General features: G+C 67.0%; 10 protein-coding genes and 3 pseudogenes. 5 read left to right on the forward strand and 8 right to left on the reverse strand.

The features are described from left to right. Window positions 1-279: 279 nt before the first annotated feature. Window positions 280-1,929, forward strand: coding sequence for a GmrSD restriction endonuclease domain-containing protein (locus OG718_RS54010; protein ID WP_328847653.1), 1,650 nt, complete (start codon window positions 280-282; stop codon window positions 1,927-1,929). Further along, complete coding sequence (locus OG718_RS54015; RefSeq protein ID WP_328847652.1) at window positions 1,926-3,146, forward strand: type II toxin-antitoxin system HipA family toxin; 1,221 nt, start codon at window positions 1,926-1,928, stop codon at window positions 3,144-3,146. Before OG718_RS54010 ends, OG718_RS54015 begins: the two co-directional genes overlap by 4 nt. Before the next feature lie 248 nt (window positions 3,147-3,394). Here the strand turns inward: OG718_RS54015 and OG718_RS54025 are convergent. After that, window positions 3,395-4,141: pseudogene (locus OG718_RS54025) on the reverse strand (ISAzo13-like element transposase-related protein); the annotation flags it as partial. Window positions 4,142-4,223: 82 nt separating this feature from the next. Here OG718_RS54025 and OG718_RS54030 point away from each other — a divergent pair. After that, window positions 4,224-5,555, forward strand: a complete 1,332-nt coding sequence (locus OG718_RS54030; protein WP_328842660.1) for an IS4 family transposase — start codon at window positions 4,224-4,226, stop codon at window positions 5,553-5,555. Window positions 5,556-5,571: 16 nt separating this feature from the next. On the opposite strand, the pseudogene OG718_RS54035 reads toward OG718_RS54030, so the two are convergent. Continuing rightward, window positions 5,572-6,491 (reverse strand): annotated as a pseudogene (locus OG718_RS54035) (ISAzo13 family transposase); the annotation flags it as partial. Between the two features lie 353 nt (window positions 6,492-6,844). On the opposite strand from OG718_RS54035, the gene OG718_RS54040 reads away from it, so the two are divergent. Then, window positions 6,845-6,991 carry a hypothetical protein gene (locus OG718_RS54040; protein WP_328842659.1) on the forward strand — a complete coding sequence of 49 codons (147 nt, stop codon included), beginning with the start codon at window positions 6,845-6,847 and terminating at the stop codon, window positions 6,989-6,991. A gap of 67 nt (window positions 6,992-7,058) precedes the next feature. Here the strand turns inward: OG718_RS54040 and OG718_RS54045 are convergent, their stop codons facing one another. From OG718_RS54045 to OG718_RS54060, 4 genes and pseudogenes are all read right to left on the reverse strand, one after another. Continuing rightward, window positions 7,059-7,592 (reverse strand): hypothetical protein, encoded by a 534-nt coding sequence (locus OG718_RS54045; protein WP_328842658.1) that lies wholly within the window; start codon window positions 7,590-7,592, stop codon window positions 7,059-7,061. 291 nt (window positions 7,593-7,883) lie between these two features. Next, window positions 7,884-8,215, reverse strand: a pseudogene (locus tag OG718_RS54050) (transposase family protein); the annotation flags it as partial. Between the two features lie 442 nt (window positions 8,216-8,657). Then, a complete protein-coding gene (locus tag OG718_RS54055; RefSeq protein ID WP_328842656.1) occupies window positions 8,658-12,200 on the reverse strand; it encodes a CHAT domain-containing tetratricopeptide repeat protein in 3,543 nt (1,180 codons plus the stop codon). Beyond that, entirely contained in the window at window positions 12,145-12,594 is a 450-nt protein-coding gene (locus OG718_RS54060) for a hypothetical protein (protein ID WP_328842655.1), read from the reverse strand. The genes OG718_RS54055 and OG718_RS54060 overlap by 56 nt, the downstream gene beginning before the upstream one ends. 542 nt (window positions 12,595-13,136) lie before the next feature. Between OG718_RS54060 and OG718_RS54065 the strand changes: the two genes are divergently transcribed. Continuing rightward, window positions 13,137-14,087 carry a hypothetical protein gene (locus OG718_RS54065; RefSeq protein WP_328842654.1) on the forward strand — a complete coding sequence of 317 codons (951 nt, stop codon included), beginning with the start codon at window positions 13,137-13,139 and terminating at the stop codon, window positions 14,085-14,087. 165 nt (window positions 14,088-14,252) lie between these two features. On the opposite strand, the gene OG718_RS54070 is transcribed toward OG718_RS54065, so the two are convergent. Continuing rightward, window positions 14,253-17,258, reverse strand: a complete 3,006-nt coding sequence (locus OG718_RS54070; protein ID WP_328842653.1) for a LysR family transcriptional regulator — start codon at window positions 17,256-17,258, stop codon at window positions 14,253-14,255. After that, window positions 17,255-17,950, reverse strand: coding sequence for a TniB family NTP-binding protein (locus tag OG718_RS54075; protein WP_328842652.1), 696 nt, complete (start codon window positions 17,948-17,950; stop codon window positions 17,255-17,257). The genes OG718_RS54070 and OG718_RS54075 overlap by 4 nt, the downstream gene beginning before the upstream one ends. Window positions 17,951-17,954 lie beyond the last annotated feature (4 nt).

Genomic DNA, 17,954 nt, shown 5'->3' on the forward strand with positions numbered 1-17,954 from the left:
CTGCCAAGCCGACACGCCCTCTTCGGCAGCGAGCGGGCCTGGGTCAGACCCGCTTCCTGCCCGAGGAGGGACAGTGAACCGGACGCGAAGGGCCCGACGGATTACATGGAGCATGCGACCGGGGCTGATGGATCGCCGGTGTGACCTGGTGCCCTCACCGCAGTCCGCGCACACGAACGATCACGAGGTGCGAGCCGCCTGTGATCATGCAGGTCAGCCACCGCTTAGGATCGACGGGAGCGGCTGGAATTGGCGCAGAAGGAAAGGGCGGTGGGCACGATGCAGCAGACGGTCAGCGTCTACACGCTGCCCGACCTCGTGCGAATGGCACAGGACGGCCGCTTCAGGGTCAGGGCTTTCGCCCGGCCCGCCGTGTGGGGGCACCACCAGATCACTGAACTCTTCGACTCCGTCCACCGTGGCTTTCCCATCGGCACGATCACTGTTGCAGAACAGCCCGCTCCGGAAGAAGACCTCCGCATCGCCAGCGTCCCCGTCCATGCTCCCGCCGACCGTCACGCCTGGACGGTCCTGGACGGCGTCCAGCGCCTGACCACACTTGTCGGCGTATGGAATGACCGGCACGGTCAGGTAGACGACGACCGCTATGCCGTCTGCTACGACCTGGACAGAGACCGGTTCTTTCCCGGCTTGCGCCGCGACGCCCTGCCGGTGAGCGTGGCCTGCCAAGAAGACCGCCTGTCCTCCTGGATTGCAGGGCACCCTTTCCTGACCGAAGACAACATCAGCGAATGCTGGCGCCTGCACGCAGCCCTGACGTCGTACCAGATGCCCGTCACCGTACTGAGCGGCATCGAGAGCAAAGAGTCGCTGTATCTGCTGTTCACCCGCATCAACGGTGCTGGAGTGGGCCTGGCCCGATCCGACATCACACGAGCCCGCCAAGAGGCCGACGCCCGCACCCTCCTGGTCTCCGGCGAACAACCCCTCATCAGGCAGAGCGAGCAGCTCGGCTTCGGCCGCCTCCCTGAAGCGCTGGCCGTGCAATGCGTGCTGGCAGTCGCAGAACCCCGCGAACGGATCCCGAAAAGCGCCCTGCGCAAGCGCATGGACTCGCTCAGCGCGTCCGCAACGCGAGAGGCCGTAGAACGGGCCCGTCCAGCGCTGGAAGCATCACTGCGATTCCTGCGCAAGCAGGCTCGTATTCCCCACGTCCGCCTGCTGCCCCATCCCGAAGTCCTCCCCGTCCTTGTGCGGTTCACCAGCGTCTTCGGACCGCCTACCGGGCGGACACAGGAACTGCTGCGACGCTGGATCTGGCGCTCCGCCATGCTCACCCGGCAACAGGCCAGTGTGCTCAACGAGGCCCAGGCATCGCTCGGCAGCACACCGGAATCCGAAGCCGCACGCCTTCTGAGCTCCCTCCCGCACCCCGAGCCTCAGCCCTTCCGGCCCGACCTCCAGTCCACGACGGCGCAACGCCCTGAGGGGAGGCTGAACGCCCTGGGACTTCTGTCCGCGGAACCGTCCCTGCTCGTCCCCTCGGCTTCCGTCGTCAGCAACCAGCCCGGCACGCCCCTGTCGGTCAGCAGCCTCCTCACCCCCTGGCTCGACAGCGAGCACGATCTCTTCTGCCGACTGACGCCTCAGATGCCCGGACACCCCCAGTCCGCAACACTGGGCAACTACCTGCTGCACCCTCCCGCTTCCCCCAAGGCACTGCTGCACGCGATCACCTCGCAGGATGCTCAGGCCAGGTCCTTGCTCGCCAGACACTTCCTGGACCCCCACGGCATCCAACTGCTCAGCAGCCAAAGGTACGAGGAGTTCGTCCAGCACCGTGAGGACCTGCTGAAGACTGCCATCACCCATCGGGCACAGTCATTTGCCCGATGGGGCTTCAAGGACCGTGGCCACCTTCCCAGCCTGCCGGACTCCGCACGGGACACACCCAAAGGGACGCAATGACGGCCAGCACCGCACAAGCACGTGTCCTGCTCGGGGACAGACGCGTGGGAACCCTCCACTACGCCCAGGGCCAGACCTCGTTCGTGTACGAGGACCTGGAGCCCGACCACCCGGTACTGGGCCTGCGGTTCGACTACGACCCCGACTACGCTGCGCACCCCGTCACCGGAGTTCCCAGCTGGTTCGCCAACCTCCTTCCCGAGCGGGAATCGGGCCTGCGCCGCCTGTACAACCAGCAGCTCGGCCGCCGCGACACCCCCGACTTCCTGCTCCTGCTCCACCTCGGACACGACCTGCCTGGAGCTGTACGGGTCGAGACGGAGGGCACGTTGCCCACCGCCATGAGCGAAGCGCTCGAAGAGGCCCAGTTGACGACGCACCGACCGAAGATGAGCTTCTCCCTCTCCGGCATGCAGCTGAAGTTCTCCATGACCGCAGATGGCGACGGATTCCGGCTCCCTGCACCGCAGCAGCTCGGAGACTGGATCATCAAGCTGCCCAGCAACGTGCATGAGCAACTGCCCGCCAATGAGAACACCATGATGCGCTGGGCGGCTTTGGCAGGCATCGACGTACCCGAGCACCGCCTCGTGCCCCTGAACTCGTTGCATGGCCTGCCCGAGGAACACCTGTCGGAAGACGGCCTCGCCTTTGCCGTGAGCCGGTTCGACCGAGAGCACCGCGATCGCATCCACCAGGAGGACTTTGCGCAGGTCCTTGATGCCAGCCCAGCGGAAAAAGACCGAGGCTCACAGGAACTCATCGCACAAGTACTGCTGGACTACTGCCCCGAAGACTTCGATGAGTACATCCGCCGCCTGGTGTTCTGCGTTGCCGCCGGGAACACGGACGAGCACCTGAAGAACTGGTCACTGCGCTACCCCGACAGATACACGCCCCGTCTTTCCCCGGCCTACGATCTGGTAGCTGTCACCTCCTACCCCGTCTACCGCCGCGACGTCCTCACACTGCCGATAGCAGAGCAGGCCAACCCCCGATACATCACGCGTGACCATTTCCGGCGCTTCGCAGAGTCCCTCGACACCGACCCGGCACCCGTGCTGCGCACAGTGGACCAGACCGTCGAACGGCTCCACGCCACATGGCCCCAAGTTCACGACACGCCACATACCCCTGCGTTTGTCCGCGCCAACATTGCCGACCGGCTGAGGACCCTGCCTCTCCTGCAATCCGCACGTCAGTCCTCGGAAACCTGAGTGCACCGGCATCTGGTACCAGCTCTGCCAGAGGCCCTGACAGAAGCAGCTGACCCTGTGATTTCGAGGTGGGTGGTCGTTGGTCTGGTCGTGGGGAAACGACAGTGGCGGCCGTGGATCGTGTCGGATGAACTGCGGCCGCTCATCGAGCCGTTGGTGCCCGAGCCGGTTCCAAAGCTAGTGGAGGGTCGGCCGCGGGTACCGGACCGGCAGGCACTGTGCGGGATCCTGTAAGGGACCGTAAAGAATCAACACGTTGGTTTGGTCTCTGTCGTGAGGGTTGATCCGTGTGTGGTGGCGTGGACGAGGAGTCCTGCCAGGGTGTTGAGGTGTGCTGCTGGGGGCTGTGGTGTGTGTCCATGCTGGTCCATCAGGCGCCGGATTTCGCTAGTGGTGTGGCGGATGGTGTCCTTGCTGACGGCGAAGAGTTGGGCGAGCGCGGTGGGTGGCAGGGCGAGGTTTTGTTGCAGCACGGTGGCCAGGACCCGGTCGGCCAGGTCGAGTTTGGCTTTGCGGCCGCCGCCCGGAGCCCGACGTCGTTCGCCGCCGTCGCGTCGGGTGGCTGGGTCCTGTTTCTGCAGCGTCTGCCAGTCGGCGGTCAGGGTCTCGATCAGCTCGGTCAGTGCGGTGCGGGTCATGCCGGTCAGCGCGGGATGTGACAGAGCACCGCGGTCGCAGTTCAGCGCTGGCCCGAGGACCGGCTCTGGATGGCTGGATCTCGGGCCGACGGGGTGGGGGGCACCGTGTCCGTTCCATTCGCCGTGGAAGGCATGTCCGGTGACCGGCACTGCGTTCAGTTCGGCGTCGCTGACCCCCACACCGATGGGATAGGCGCCGGTGTCGAGTTCGGCGTGGACGGTGAGACCAGTGCGGGTGGTGGTCGCGGCGATGGACTGTATGACGACTTCGTGGCTGTTCAGCGGTCTGCCGCGCCAGTTCATGGTGATCGCGGAGAACAGCCGGTGTTCCACCTTGTTCCACTTCGATGTACCCGGCCAATGCCGTTGCTTGATCTCGTCAAGCAGTTCGCAGTGACGGTGGAGGAGCGCGGTCGTTGGGCCCAGCATGCATCCTTGGGTGGGGTTGTCCGATCATGTGCGGCTGGGGGTGGTGACCCGGTGGGTGACTCCGGAACTGGTCGCCGAGGTGCTGGAGAAGTGCCGGGTCCGGGACAAGAAGCCCGGCGCACTGCCGGCCGGGTTCATGGTCTACTTCACGCTTTCCCTGGCGCTGTTCCAGCAGGACTCCTATGACGATGTGGCGGAGCAACTGGTCGGCAGCATGCGGGAGTTGAGCGGGAGCATCCCGAACAAGTCCTCGTTCACGCGGGCGCGCAGGCGTCTGGGACCGCTGGTCCTGGAGGCCGTCTTCCGCGAGCTGGCCGATCCGTTGGCCCCCGTCGGCCTGGGGGGCTCCTTTTACCGCGGGATGAGGCTGGCCGCGGTGGACGCGCCGGACACGCCAGCCAACCGGGCCCCGTTCGGTGGGCCGGTCAAGAACGGTCAGCCGGCGGGGTTCCCTCAGGTGCGGGTGGTGACACTGACCGAGTGTGGCACGCACGCGCAGGTCGACGCGGCGGTGGGCGGATTCAACGGCGGTGAGCGGGAGTTGGCGCTCACTTTGGCGACCTCGGCGGGCAAAATGCTCGTCATCATGGACCGGGGCTTCCCCGGGGTCGAGTTATGGAAGGCCTATCTCGGAGCCGGGGCCCATCTGCTGATCCGGGCTCGCTCGCCGGTGGCGCACCGGCCGGTTGAGTATCTGCCCGACGGGACCTACCTGGGGAGGATGAACCTGGGCGGGCAGAAGGGCGCACATCCTGGCGGGGTGTTGGTCCGGGTGATTGAGTACCGCGTCGACGGCGGCGAGGTGGTCAGGCTGTTGACTGATCTGTTGGACCCGGTTGCGTATCCGGCGGCGGAGCTGGCAGGGCTCTACCATGCCAGGTGGGAGGCGGAGTCGGCGTTCCGGCAGATCAAGACGTTCCAGCGCGGGCCGGTCGAGGTCCTGCGCTCGGGAGACCCGGATCTGGTGCGGCAGGAGGTCTGGGCGCACCTGGTCGTGCACCACTGCCTCACGCGGGTCATCATGTGTCTGGCCGACGACAACGGCATCAACCCGGACCGGGTCTCGTTCGTCAAGGTCCTCAAGCACACGCGGCGCAGTGTAGTGCGGCAGTGCGCGGATACGCCCAAGAAGATCGAGAAGTTCCTGGCCGTGCTGGCGGCGAAGGTGCGCCGGAAGCTCGACAACGGCGCCAGGCGCCTGCGCGAGGCGGACCGGCACCTCAAACGGCCGGACTCGAAGTACTCCTCGAAGCTCTCCTACCGGATCAACACCCGGGACCGGCAACCGACACGGCGGACCACAGCCAAGGCCATCACGTTGCACACCGCGATAGTCCAGTAATCAAGCAACGGCATTGTGTACCCGGCGGCATGTGGCAGACGGTGACGGTCAGGCCGGCCCGGGCGGCGAACGCAGCCATTTCGGTCTTCCATGCCCGGGTGCGGTAGCCGTTGGAGCCGCCGGCATCGGCGGTGATCAGCAGACGGGTGGCCTGCGGGTAGTCGAGGCGTCCTTGCCCGTTCTACCAGCGGCGGATCGATTCGACTGCGAAGGCCGCAGTGTCGTGATCGGTACCGACGTTCACTCAGCCGGTGTCCGCCGCCAGGTCGTAGATGCCGTAGGGCAGGGTCTTGCCCAGTGCATCACCGGGGAAGTCATGGACGTCAACCCGCACGGGTTCACCGGCCGGCCGCCATAGACGTCCCGTATTCTTGAACTCCCCGACGACTTCCTTCTTTTTCGCGTCCACACTAACCACGGGCTCGTCGTCCGCCTGATGGTCTTTGACCTGTTCGTTGGTGTACCTGAACTGCGCGTCGCGGTCGGGGTGTTGAGCACCTTCAAGGGTCTTTGCATTGGCCTGCAGGCTGAAACCGCTCTCCCGCAGCAGCCTGCCCACGGTCGGTGCCGAGGCGGCATGGCCCTGCCGCGTCAGTTCCCCGGCCAGAGACCGCAGTCACCTGGTCGTCCACCGCAGCGGCGACATCGGATCGCCCGCTCATCCGGCTCGGCCAATGCCAGCAGCGTGGGAACGAGCAGAGGGTCAAGCTCTTCGGCGCTCTTGCGACCGCCGCAGTCCCGGCGGACCCGGCCATCGGGCAGTGGATCTTCGCCACCCTCCAACTCGAAGACCCCCTTCCGCACCGTCGTCTCACTCACCCCCGCGGCACGCGCGACGGCCCGGACCCCGCCGTGCCCCAGCACCCGGGCCTCGGCGGCCAGCGCCAGCCGCTGCTGCCGCTCATTGAGATGAGGGAACAACACCCCGAATCGCAGGACAAGTTGGTCACGAAGCTAGCTCGGTATGCGCACACCACACCAACGACGGAGAGACCGTGAAGCAACGTGTTGATTCTTTACGCTACCTAAGTGGAGTCGGCTCTGCCCTGTGGTGCACGCCCCCTCCCGGGATACTGGAGGAGGATGACAGGATGCGCTCATGACAAAGCTGGCGGTGAAGGTCGGGGGGACGCACCTCGAAAGTCTCATCAAGAATCTCACCAGCCGAGAACGCTCACGCCCTGGCGCGTCCTTGATGCCCGAAACACACTGTCACCGAGGGCTTGCCCCCACGAGCAAACCTCATGGGTAGACCTCGTTAGCCCTTGGCCGTTGTATACGGTGGTGACATGAGTAAACGTATCGGCACCCAGAGCGGCACAAAAAGGTTCATTTCGAAGGTGCTCAATCGTCCCTTCCTCGGGCTTCTGCTTATCCTTGCGCTGATTGTTGGGGTTTGGATTGGCCTGCAATTGGTACTACCCGCCTTGACCTGAGGTCATGCAGAAATGCTTCTGGCCGCCCCGGCGTCGCACTATCAGGGCGGCCAGAATAGCAGCCAGGTCAGCAGTTCGACGTGGCCTTATACCAGGGGAAATTGTTTGACGGCAGAAACTTCTTCTTATCCTTGGTCTCCGGATTTACCGTCATAGTGCAATAGGATCCCTGGATCGGCTCACCGCCGGGCTCCTGGCCTCTGTAATAAGTCCGCACGCTGCGCTTCTGGCTGCAGTGATTGTTGAAGTAGATCGTCTGGCTCGCCGGGCCCCGGTACCCGATGGATATATTGAACTTCTTCGTCGACGAGCTGCACTTCCAGCTATAACGCTTCCAGACCCCGCTCGCAGCGATCGCTGCATCGGCTCCGGCGCTGGCGTCGATCTCATCGGCATCGACTTCGATCCTCTCGAAGTCGGCGTCGAACTCCGCGAACAAGGCAGGGTTGGCAACCTCCCCATCGACAGCGGCGAGATCGGTACCTGCCTCACCAGCGTGCGCCGTGGCAGGGATACCGGCCATGAGCGCCACTGCGGTCAGCGACCCCAACGCAGCCTGCAATGTCCGCATCCGAATGTTCTGGCGATTACGCATGGACATGCGAATTCCCCCTTTTAGTTCTACAGATTTGCGGTCGGGGATCAAGGTATGGGTTCGCGTAGCAAAAAACAAAGGATTTGAGTAGGACTTGAGGGTGGAATTCAAAATTCCATTTGGGTGAACCCGATCGGGGGCCCACTCTTCACGTTCAAGGCGCCTGACCCACAATCAGGTCCTTCGAATGGGGTCCCGGATCCTGCGGCCAGCTGATCGGGAGCGGACAGGCGAGCGCCCGGAGTACTGAAGGCGAGACAGAGGCTAGGAGCATGGCGCTTAAGGGCGTGCAGATCTTTAACTCGTTTTTTTGACCTTGGTTGGGGTGGGGTTGGAAGCGAGGAACGTCGCGACGTCGGCTGGTGTGTGGAAGCGGGCGGTTGAGGTGTCGACGTGGTGGCCGTGTGTTTCCAGGAGTGGGCGGACTTCCTGTTTCGCTCGGTTGATGGTCATGGCGGTGACGCCGAAGAGTTGCCCGAGGAGGTCCATGGTGGCGAGTTTGCGCAGGTGGAGCACGGTGGCCAGGACCCGGTCGGCTGGGTGAGCTTGGCTTTGGCGCCTGCGCCGGGGGCGACCATGCGCTCGTGACTGCGGCGCGTGCGGAGCACTTGCTCGCGTTGGACCTCCACCACGCTCTTCGAGTACCTGGAAATCTTCCATATCCGACAGCGCAGGCACTCCGCGCTGGGCATGCTCGGTCCGGTGGAGTACGAACTCCGTTCCCCGCCGGTAGCGTGAAACCAAGTAACTCGACTCCACCCAACTCGGGACAGTCCGGAGCCTCCATCAGACCCGGGGTGCCTCTGTATCTGTCAACCGGCTTGAAGCAGTCTCTGGTTGCGCCGTTTGTAGGCCTGCATTCGGAATGTCCCGTTCCGATGTAGCGGCCTGGGCTTTTCCGACCGTCTCAATTGGAGGACACGACACTTCTGTCTCACGACCTTGTCCCTTGACATCCGCTGCCGACATATATGCCATGTGCTGGGCCGGTGGTTCATCCGTGATCCGGCCGAACGGAATATCTGGGCGGCCATGAGAAGTGTGACTCCTCGGGGGGGGCCGGGGTTCGTGTCAGGCGCCGGCGTGGAGGTAGGCGGCCCACAGGAAGGGGGTCCGGGTCCGGTCGAGCTGGCCGGGCAGGTCGTGGCCGTCACGTACGCCGCGCACGGCCTGGTGCAGCGCCTGGGCTGCCCGGCTGGTGTCGATGGTTCCGTCAGGGGTGCGCAGGTGGGTGTAGAAGCTGTCGGCGACGGTGACGGCGATCTGGTCGTCGATCTCCCACAGGGTGCCGACGACGTGGGGGAAGCCGGCCAGCTGGAAAGCAGAGGTCAGATGGATGGCCTCGTCGGCCAAGTTAGCGGTGTCGATGGCCGCGGTGCGGCAGGCAGATAGGTAGGCCAGCTGGGCATGGTCGAGGCGGACGGGGGTGAGGCTGGCGACGGTGAGGGGGTCGCTTTGATGGTCGTGGAGCAGCAGCAGGCTCTGGGAGGGGTCGGTGGGGTGGCTGGCGAAATGAGCGATCGGGCAATGGGACAGGTGGTCTAGGACGGCTGCTTTGGTCGGCGTGCTCGGCGGCGAGTTGGCCGGTTGGCCATCGGGGTCGGGTTCGCGCAGCAGTACGGTGCGCGGTAGGTGGCGGCGCAGCATCTCGGCCTCGGCACTGACGTGGCCCAGGCGGCCGTGACGGGGGAGGCCTGGGGTGGTGGGCATCGCGACGACCAGCCCTTGGACGGGCGTATCCGGGTGCGGGACGTTTTCCCGGGTGCGCTGGCGGGCGTAACGGAGGGCGCGGACGGTGGGGGTGTGGGACGAGATGACCCGGTCCATGACGGTGCGCCGGTGCGGGTCGTCGGCGGGGTCGGTGTGGTAGCCGGCAGCATGCAGGGGCAGCAGTCCCAACAGTCCGCCCGGTGCCCACCACATCCGCGGCCATTCGGCGTCTGCCGGCGGCTGGCGGTGGTGGCCCAGCGTGTCCAGGACGGGTCCGGCCGCGGTATCCCACAGCCATTGCAGGACCTGGGTGATGACGTCCTGTGCCTGCCGCCGCTGGGTTTTGTCCCGGTCCGTGGTGGCGGTGTGCAGCGCCTGCTGGAAGGAGGTTGCCTTCTCGGCCAGGGCGTCGGTGGTGAGTTTGGGGAGCTCCAGGTAGGTGATGCCAGCCGTGGTGAGCAGCAGGGCGTCGCTGCGGTAGCCGCTGGTGTTGAATACCACGACGGGGCCTTGTTCCGCCTGGGTGAGAAGTTCCTGGGTGGTGGGCGGGAGGGCGAAGGAGGCGAAGTCATCCAGGTCGCGGATCTCCACCAGGGTCTGGGCGAACTCGCGGGCCAGTCGGTGCCGGTCGTGTACGGCGCGATCCTGCCGCACCGTGAGGGTGTCCGTCTCACCACTCCCGTCGGCGGGGGTGGTGGGTTGGTCGAGTTGGTCGCGCAACTGGACGAACCGTGCGGCGAGGTCGGGGCGCTGCCGGTTGAGGTCGGTGAGATCGCTGCGGGTATCCAGTGCTTGGCTGAGCAGCACCGCCCGCCCGGCCTCTAGCAGCCGCAGCGCGCGGGTTGCGCGTTCCTTCCGGGTCCCGCGGGAGTCAGCGAGAGCCAGCGCTGCGGCATCCCCGGCCAGTCCGGCGAAATCGCCGAGCGCATGCTGCTGGTCGCCCCGCCCCAGCTGGCGCAGGGTCACCTCAGGCAGCAGCCGCACCGCGTCTTCCCCCGCATCCGCTGCCCGGCCCGCCTCAGATCGTGAGACGAGCCCGGCTAGCACCCACGCCGCTCCAATACGGGTCGAAGGCGCCGCCGAATCCACACCCCACGCCCCGGTCAAGGCGGATGCCGCCGCGTCCAGGTCCGCCTGGTCCCCTGCCCGCCGGAACCGGTCCCGCAACGCGAGCCCCAGGTTGTTGAGGCACGCTGCTCGGTCGGGGTGACCCGCGGGCGTGGCGCGGACCGCGGCCTGGAGATGATCGATGGCCTGGTCCACGTCCGTCAGATCCCCCGTCTGCCCGAACCGGCCTTGCAGCGCGGCCCCCAGGTTGGCTAGGTACCTAGCGCGGTCAGGGTGGTCGGCCGACGTGGCGCGGACTGCGGCCTGGAGACGGTTGATGGCTCGGTCCAGGTCCGCCAGATCCCCCGTCCGCCCGAACCGGCCTTGCAGCGCGGCCCCCAGGTTGGTCAGGTACCCCGATCGGCCGGGGTGGTCGGCGGGCGTGGCGTGTACGGCTTCCTGTCCGATGGTGACGGCCTGGTCCAGATCCGCCAGATCCCCCGTCCGCCGGAACCGGGCTCCCAGCGCAAGCCCCAGGCTGGACAGTGACGCTGCTCGGTCGGGGCGGCCGGCGGGCGTGGCGCGGACCGCGGCCTGGAGATGATCGACGGCCTGGTCCAGATCCGTCAGATCCCCCGTATGCCCGAATCGGTCCCGCAACGCAATCCCCAAATTGTTCAGGTACCCCATTCGATCCGGGTGGTCGGCGGGCGTGGCGTGTACGGCTTCTTGTCCGATAGTGACGGCTTGGTCCAGATCCGCTGGATCCCCCGTACGCCCAAACCGAACCTGCAGCGTGCCCCCCAGATTGAACAGGTGCCCCACACGGCCCGGGTCATCGGCGGGCGAGGCGTTTACGGCTCCCTGCCCGGTGGCCACAGCCTGCTCCAGGTCCGCCAGATCCCCCACCTGCTCGAACCGAACCCGCAGCGCAAACCCCAGATTGGACAGGTACATGGCTCGGTTAGGGGCACCGGCAGGCGCGGCCTGGACTGCGGACTGGAGGCAGTCGATGGACTGGTCCAGGTCCGATAGGACTCCGGTCCGCTCGAACCGGTCCCCCAGTGTGGTCCCGAGGTAGTTCAGGTACGCAGCTCGGTTGGGGTGGTCGGCGGGGGTGACGTTTACGGCTTGCTGTCGAATGGTGATGGCCTGGTCGAGGTCGGCCAGATTCTCTGTACGCTGGAACCGGGTTGCCAGCGCACGCCCCAGGCTGTGCAGGTACATGACTCGGTTGGGGTGGCCGGTAGGCGTGGCCTGGACTGCGGACTGGAGGCAGTCGATGGCCTGGTCCAGGTCTGATAGGCCCCCGGTCCGGTCGAATCGGACCCGCAGCGTGCCCCCGAGATTGTTGAGGAACGCCGCTCGGCCGGGGTGGTCGGCGGGCGTGGTCCCGACCGCGGCCCGGAGACGGTCGATGGCCTGGTCTAGGTCCGACTGAGTCCCGGTCCGCTCGAACCTGTTCCTCAGATCGTTCCCGAGGTGGAACAGGCGCCCCGCTCGCTTGGGGTGGTCGGCGGGTGTGGCCCGGATCGCGGCCTGGAGATGGTCGATGGCCTGGTTCAGGTCCAACAGGTCCTCGGTCCGTCTGAACCGGGCCCCCAGCGCAAGCCCCAGGTTGTGCAGGTACAGGTCTTCGTTGGGGTGGTCGGCGGGCGTGGTTTGTACGGCTTCCTGTCGGGTGGCGATGGCCTGGTCCAGGTCCGACAGGTCCCCGGTCCGTTCGAACCGGGCCTGCAGCGCGTTCCCCAGGTAGTTCAGGTACTCCGCCCGGTTCGGGTGGTCGGCGGGCGTGGCATGCTCAATCTGCTGCCACAGGTGCACTGCCGAGGAAGATAACCGGGTCGGCGGATTCAAGTGCCTGCTGGAGCAGGCTGACGGCGTGCGGTTCTGCGGTGTCGGCGAGCCGCAGCAGGAGGGCTTCGGGCAGATCGCTGGCGCCAGCGATGAAGCAGGGCATGAACGCTTCCGCCGCGGCGTCCAGGTCCGCACCGCCTTGACCGTCAGGGAGCGCTGTGTACCGGTGGAAGTGCAGCCAGCCGAGTACGTACCAGGCTGTTACGTCGCTCAAATCGCCGTTGTTGGTGCGGAGGAGTTTGGTGAGCTGTCGGGCCTCGGTGAGGGCCTGGGGTTCCAATGCCGGAGAAGGATCGCCGGTGTCGGCGATCCGCCGCAGCCGCGCCCACACCGCAGCAGCCAGCCGTTCCTCTAGCACCCCGACCCCCGACGTCCACCATGCGCCTCGTGGCATGCCCACCCAGGAGTCGCGGGGAAAGCTCCGCGTACCCTCGTGGTGCCGACCAACCCTACGCCGCAACAGCGTAGTTGGCCGGGTCCAAGCCGGTGGCGAGAACAGGCAGGGAGGGAAGCCATGGCCGACGAGGGCGAGGCGGAAGGGCCGGACCTGGCGCAGAGACTGGCCACGGTGTGCGCGCACCTGGAGGAGATCCGCGCAGATCTGCGCCGCGGGCTGGGCGGGGACGAGGGCCCGGTGGAGCGGGTGCTGGACGCCGCACGGGACGGGACGTCGCGGGCACGCTCTCCGTGCTGCACGCGGTCCTGCAGGCCAGCTGCGACCCCCTGGGGCTGGACGGCTACACCGATCACACAGGCTCCACCCGTGGTATCCAGCCAGCCGGGATCAGCAATACCGGGATCCCCAATATCCGTGCCGAGTTGGTGTATCTGTGTCCGGGAGGCCGCTGTGCGCGCTACTGGTGGCCCCAGGCCACCTCCTCGGTGCCGCAGTGCGCGATCAGCAGCACCATTCTGCGCCGGGAACGGCTGTAGCTGGTGGGCGTCCTGCTATCCCAACTGGGCACCAAACTCGCCGAGCGGTGGCTGTCCTTGCTGGTTCTGCCCGGCGCCCTCTATCTCGCCGTCGCCGCCACCGCCCACACCCTGGGCCACACACACCCCTTCGAGCTGCCCCGCCTCACCCACCAGATCACGACCTGGGCCAGACACCCCGCCACGAGCACCGTGGGCGGTCAAGTGGTACTGCTGGCCGCGATACTGGCTGGCGCCGCCGCGACCGGACTGGCCGCACAAGCCCTCGGTTCACTGACCGAACGGCTCTGCCTGGCCGCCGACTGGCCCACCTGGCCACCCCCGCTCCGCCAGCTTGCTGCCAAGCAAACCGCTCGACGGCACGGCCGCTGGACCGAAGCAGCTCGCACCTGGCACCATCACCGCGAGCAGGACGCCCAAGCCCTGGCCCGCGGCCAACGTCCGGACCCCGTCACGCGGCACGCCGCCGAACGCGCCGTGACCCGCATCGCCCCCGAGAAACCTGAGCGCCCCACCTGGAGCGGGGACCGCATCAACGCGGTAGCCGTCCGTCTGGATCGCGATCACCACCTCGTCCTGGCGACCCTCTGGCCGCATCTGTGGCTGATCCTGCCCGAGGAGGTCCGCACCCAGATCACCACCGCCCGCCAGAACCTCACTCGCGCCACCGCCCTGACCGCCTGGGCCCTGCTCTACCTCCCCCTCACCGTCTGGTGGTGGCCCGCCGCACTCATCACCGCCACACTCACCCTCACTGGCTGGGTACGCACCCGTACCGCAACCGACACCTACGCTCTCCTCCTGGAAGCCAGCACCCGCCTCCACATCCGCGACCTCGCCGACCACCTCGGCCTCGACCCCACCGGCCGCCTCGCCCCCGAAACCGGCGACACCCTGACCCACCACCTGACGCCCACGCCACCACCGATCCCGCCCCCACGCAACACCGGATGACGACCCGTCACCCGGCACACCACCAGCCAGCCGAACCGGGGAACGAGCCCGTCACCGAAGGCACACCGCTGGCTTCGGCGGCGGTTCCTCCCGACGGACGTCCGCAGGGTTCATGGCCCGCGTTGGCGAGCTCGGCGCCGACCAGGCCCTGACGTTCAGCGACAGTCAGTAGGTGTCGCTGCGCGCGCCGAGTTGGTCTGCGTATGGCAGGGCGACGGCCAGGACCCTCTCACCGAAGTCGGTGAGCCGCATCCGGTGCCCGTGCTGGCCGCGGATCAGGAGCTGCCCCTGGAGGTCTCGTTCCAGGTGCTGAATCTGCGGAGTCAGCGCGGACGGAGACATTCCCGCCTCGCGGCAGTACGCCGCCAGGGAGGGGTAGTTCGCGGCTTGCAGGAACCGGTGCAGCCGCCGGCGCCCGGCGAACGTTCGCACCGCAGGCTGGAGAAGGGCGGGGAAACGGTCCAGGCCCGGCGCCTCAGCAGGGTGCCGGCTCTTGCGTTTGCGTCCTGGCAGTGGAGGGCGCCACTCCGACCGGGCCCAGGTCTCCCGCGGCTGTTCCGCCAGGGTACGGGCCCAGACCTCGACGGCTTCGACGACGTCTCGGCCCAAAGCGGTGAGTTCGAGTTGACGACCTCGGCTGGCGCGGATCAGCAGCGGGCCGCCGAGATCCGTCTCCAGGCGCTTGAGCTGCATGGTGAGGGTCGACGGGTGGATGCCATGGGTCTGGCACGCCTCGATGAGGGTGGAGTACCGGACGACCTGGATGAAGAGGCGAAGCCGACAGATCGAGTAGGAGTTGCCCAGGGTGGGCTGGATCGCCTCCGGTGCTGAGGTGAAGTCGTGCTGCGGGTACCAGGGCTGGCGGTTGTTCTGTGTCCCGATGCCGTATTCGCGGACGCGGGCCCCCACGGATGATCCGCTCATGCCGACCTCTCGGCCGATGTCCTCCAGCGTCCGGCGGCCCACGACGTACTGCTCGTAGATCCATTCCCGGTCCAGGGTTCCGCACGGCCGGTGGTTGCGCTTCGGAATGCCGTACTCGTCGGCGAGCGCGGCCAGGGCCTTCCGGTTGATGCCGGTTTCGCGTTGGATCGTGCGGAAGGGCATGTCCTGCTGTACGTAGAAGCGTTCCAGCTGGTCCTTGGAGATCATGTGCCGGGCGGCGTGCAGGCCCTTGAGGCCGCGCTCCATGCTGTGGGCGGTCGACTTCGCCGCAGGTACAGGGTGCTGGTCAAGGACGTAGCGCAGCGTGCGCAGATCGGTTCCGAGGTCGTCGGCGATGCCGGTGCTCGTCTGCCCGGAGCGGACGCGGCGGTGAAGATCGGCAAGGTCGATGTCGCCGGGGTCGGGTCGGGGCAGGGCGAGTTCGTCCAGTAGTTCTGCGGGTGGCTGCCAGGTCAGGGGCTCGTTGCTGAGCCGATTGCGGTCGAGGAATGCCCTGCCGATCTGGTCGAGTTCGGCGGACGCCTCGGGCGTCAGGACGTAGGGGAACCGGACCCGGCTGTTGCGGAAGTTCTGGCTGTCGCGCGGCGGGTCGGGGATCCGGGTGTGGGGCAGGCCGCTGATCTTCTCGAAGAGGTAACAGCGGGCGACCTGGTAGCGGGTGCCGGCTCCGGGCTCGGTCAGGGTGCGCCGGCACAGGGCGATCCACTCGCTCTCGGGCAGCAAGGTGCTGTAGTCCAGGCGTCGTCGGCGGCCGTAGTCGATCGGAACCTTGTGGTTGTCGAGGTAGGCGGCGATCTGGATCAGGGCGAGTTGGATGCCCTCGTAGTGAGCGTCGTCGCGCAGTGCCTGGAGTACGTGCGTCAAGTTGGGCTGGTTGATGAGGTTGCCGACCTTCTTGACCGCATCGGGCAGTTCAAGGCGGCTGTTCACCAGCAGCAGGCTGGCCGAGAGCGCGGCGGCGAGGTGCTCGCGGACCTGCGGGACGGGGTTGAGGCGTACAGCCCACAGCGGCCAGATGATGCCGGGGATCTTGCGTGCGCGGGCGGTCAGCTGCGAGGGCGTGGTGGTCGGGAGCGACGGGGCGGGCAGCGCGGTGCGGTAGCGAAGGGCGGCGTTGGGCCACAGGGTCGGCGCGATGGTCTTGAGATGCACGGACTCCAGCACGGGGCTGTTGTGGCGGCCCCAATTCCGGGTCACCGTGGGGCTGGTCCAGTAGCCGCGGTCCACGATGGCGTCGAGGAGTTCCCTCATCCGGGGAGCGGCCTGGCGGAAGTCGGCCTGTCCCAGGATGCTCCAGGCGGCGACGGCTCCCGCAGCCGTGGTTTCCGCGTAGGCCGGGGCCGCGCGACCGGGATCGAGAGGTGCACGCCGCTGGGTGCTCGTCAGGCCGCTGTTGTGCTCCCGGGCGCGAAAGTGGGCCTCCACGAGTTCCTCGGGAACCAGGCGCGTCATGCGAGGCGCGGGCATGTGGATCAGGACGCGGCGAGCGAGGCCCCTCATGTCGGCGAGCACGGCCATGGCGAGCTGCGGATCGTGGGCGTACACGCCGAAAGTGCCGACACCGGAGGTGATGACGTCCAGTAGCGCCTGCTGGGCCCGCAGCGCAGGGTGCCCGTCGTCGAAGCGCATGGTCTCGGTATCGGCCAGCGGGTGCAGGCACCGGATCCGTGGGGCCTGATCGGTCGACCGGCTGACATGGTCGCAGTGGCCGGGAGTGGGAATGAGGTGGCTGGGGTGCGGGCGTTTGCGGTGCCGCGAGCCGCACTTGGGGCAGAAGTCCGCCAGCAGCCGGCGGTGGGTGAGACAGGCGAACGACCAACCGAGCCGCCAGAGCAGAGGCCAGCGTCCCTCGCTCTCCCGCAGGCAGTCCGGGCAGAACCGCGAACCGCTGCCGCCGCCGCGCCCCCACATGAACAATCCGTTGACCTGCCCCCGGTCGCGGTCGATGACGAGGGCTCGCTGATCGAATTGCTGCAACGTCATCGTGTGCAGAGAGTCAGGCGGGATGGCGGTAGCGACGGCTATGTGCTCGGCCTGGGGCGGCGTCAGCTGCGTCATCCAAGGCGCCCAGTTCGTCGGCGATTCGTCCTCCCGGCGCAGGCCCAGCGCGACCAGCAACTCGCCCATCGGCACCCTCAACTGGGCGGACATCACCTCGATCCAGGAGTCCAGGGCCTCGCCGGCCAACGGGGCCCGGCGCAGCGGCAGCGTACGGGCTGGCCTCATGCCACGGTCTTCGCCGCAGTGGCCTTCGCGGTGCGGGATCGCGGCTTGGTCGTCATGTGCTTGCGGGCGAACTTCTTCGCAAGCGCCTTGCGGGCACGCTCCGCCGCCGCATCCAGCTTCACCTGGTCGAGGAGTTCCACATCCAGGAGTTCGGCGCCGGTGCGGGCGGCATGCTGACAGCCACGGTTGATGAGTGTCATGAGCGAGCCGATGTGCCCGGTGGTGCGGATGTAGAGGTAGTCGGACAGTTCGTCGGCGAGCATGCCGGGGAACTTCCGGCACAGCACGATCCGCTGCTCCAGCGCGAGCAGCAGGTTCCGCCACTCGATGCGGTGCTTGTCGTTGGTGACGATGAACGGCTCCATGGTCAGCGGTGTGGTGCGGCGCGCGGTCTGGGCGAGGGTGATGTTGCCGCGGGAGTTGGCCTCGGCGTACAGGCCGCGGCCCGCCAGTTCGACACCGATGAAGATGATCGTGACGGGGAACTCGTTCGCGATGTACTTGAAGTGGTTGCTGACCTCGGTCCCGTTGCGGTCATGCCACTTGAGGAAGTGCAGATCGTCAATTACCAAGATGCGCGTCTCACATTCCAACACGCAGTCCAGGGCGCGCTGAGCGAAGAGCGCGGCGGTGCCGCACTTGCGGCCGGGGTGCGCGTAGTACTCCAGCAGCGACCGATTGAACTCCTTCATGCCG

Origin of the sequence: Streptomyces sp. NBC_00258, assembly GCF_036182465.1 — a bacterium.
GTDB lineage: Bacteria > Actinomycetota > Actinomycetes > Streptomycetales > Streptomycetaceae > Streptomyces.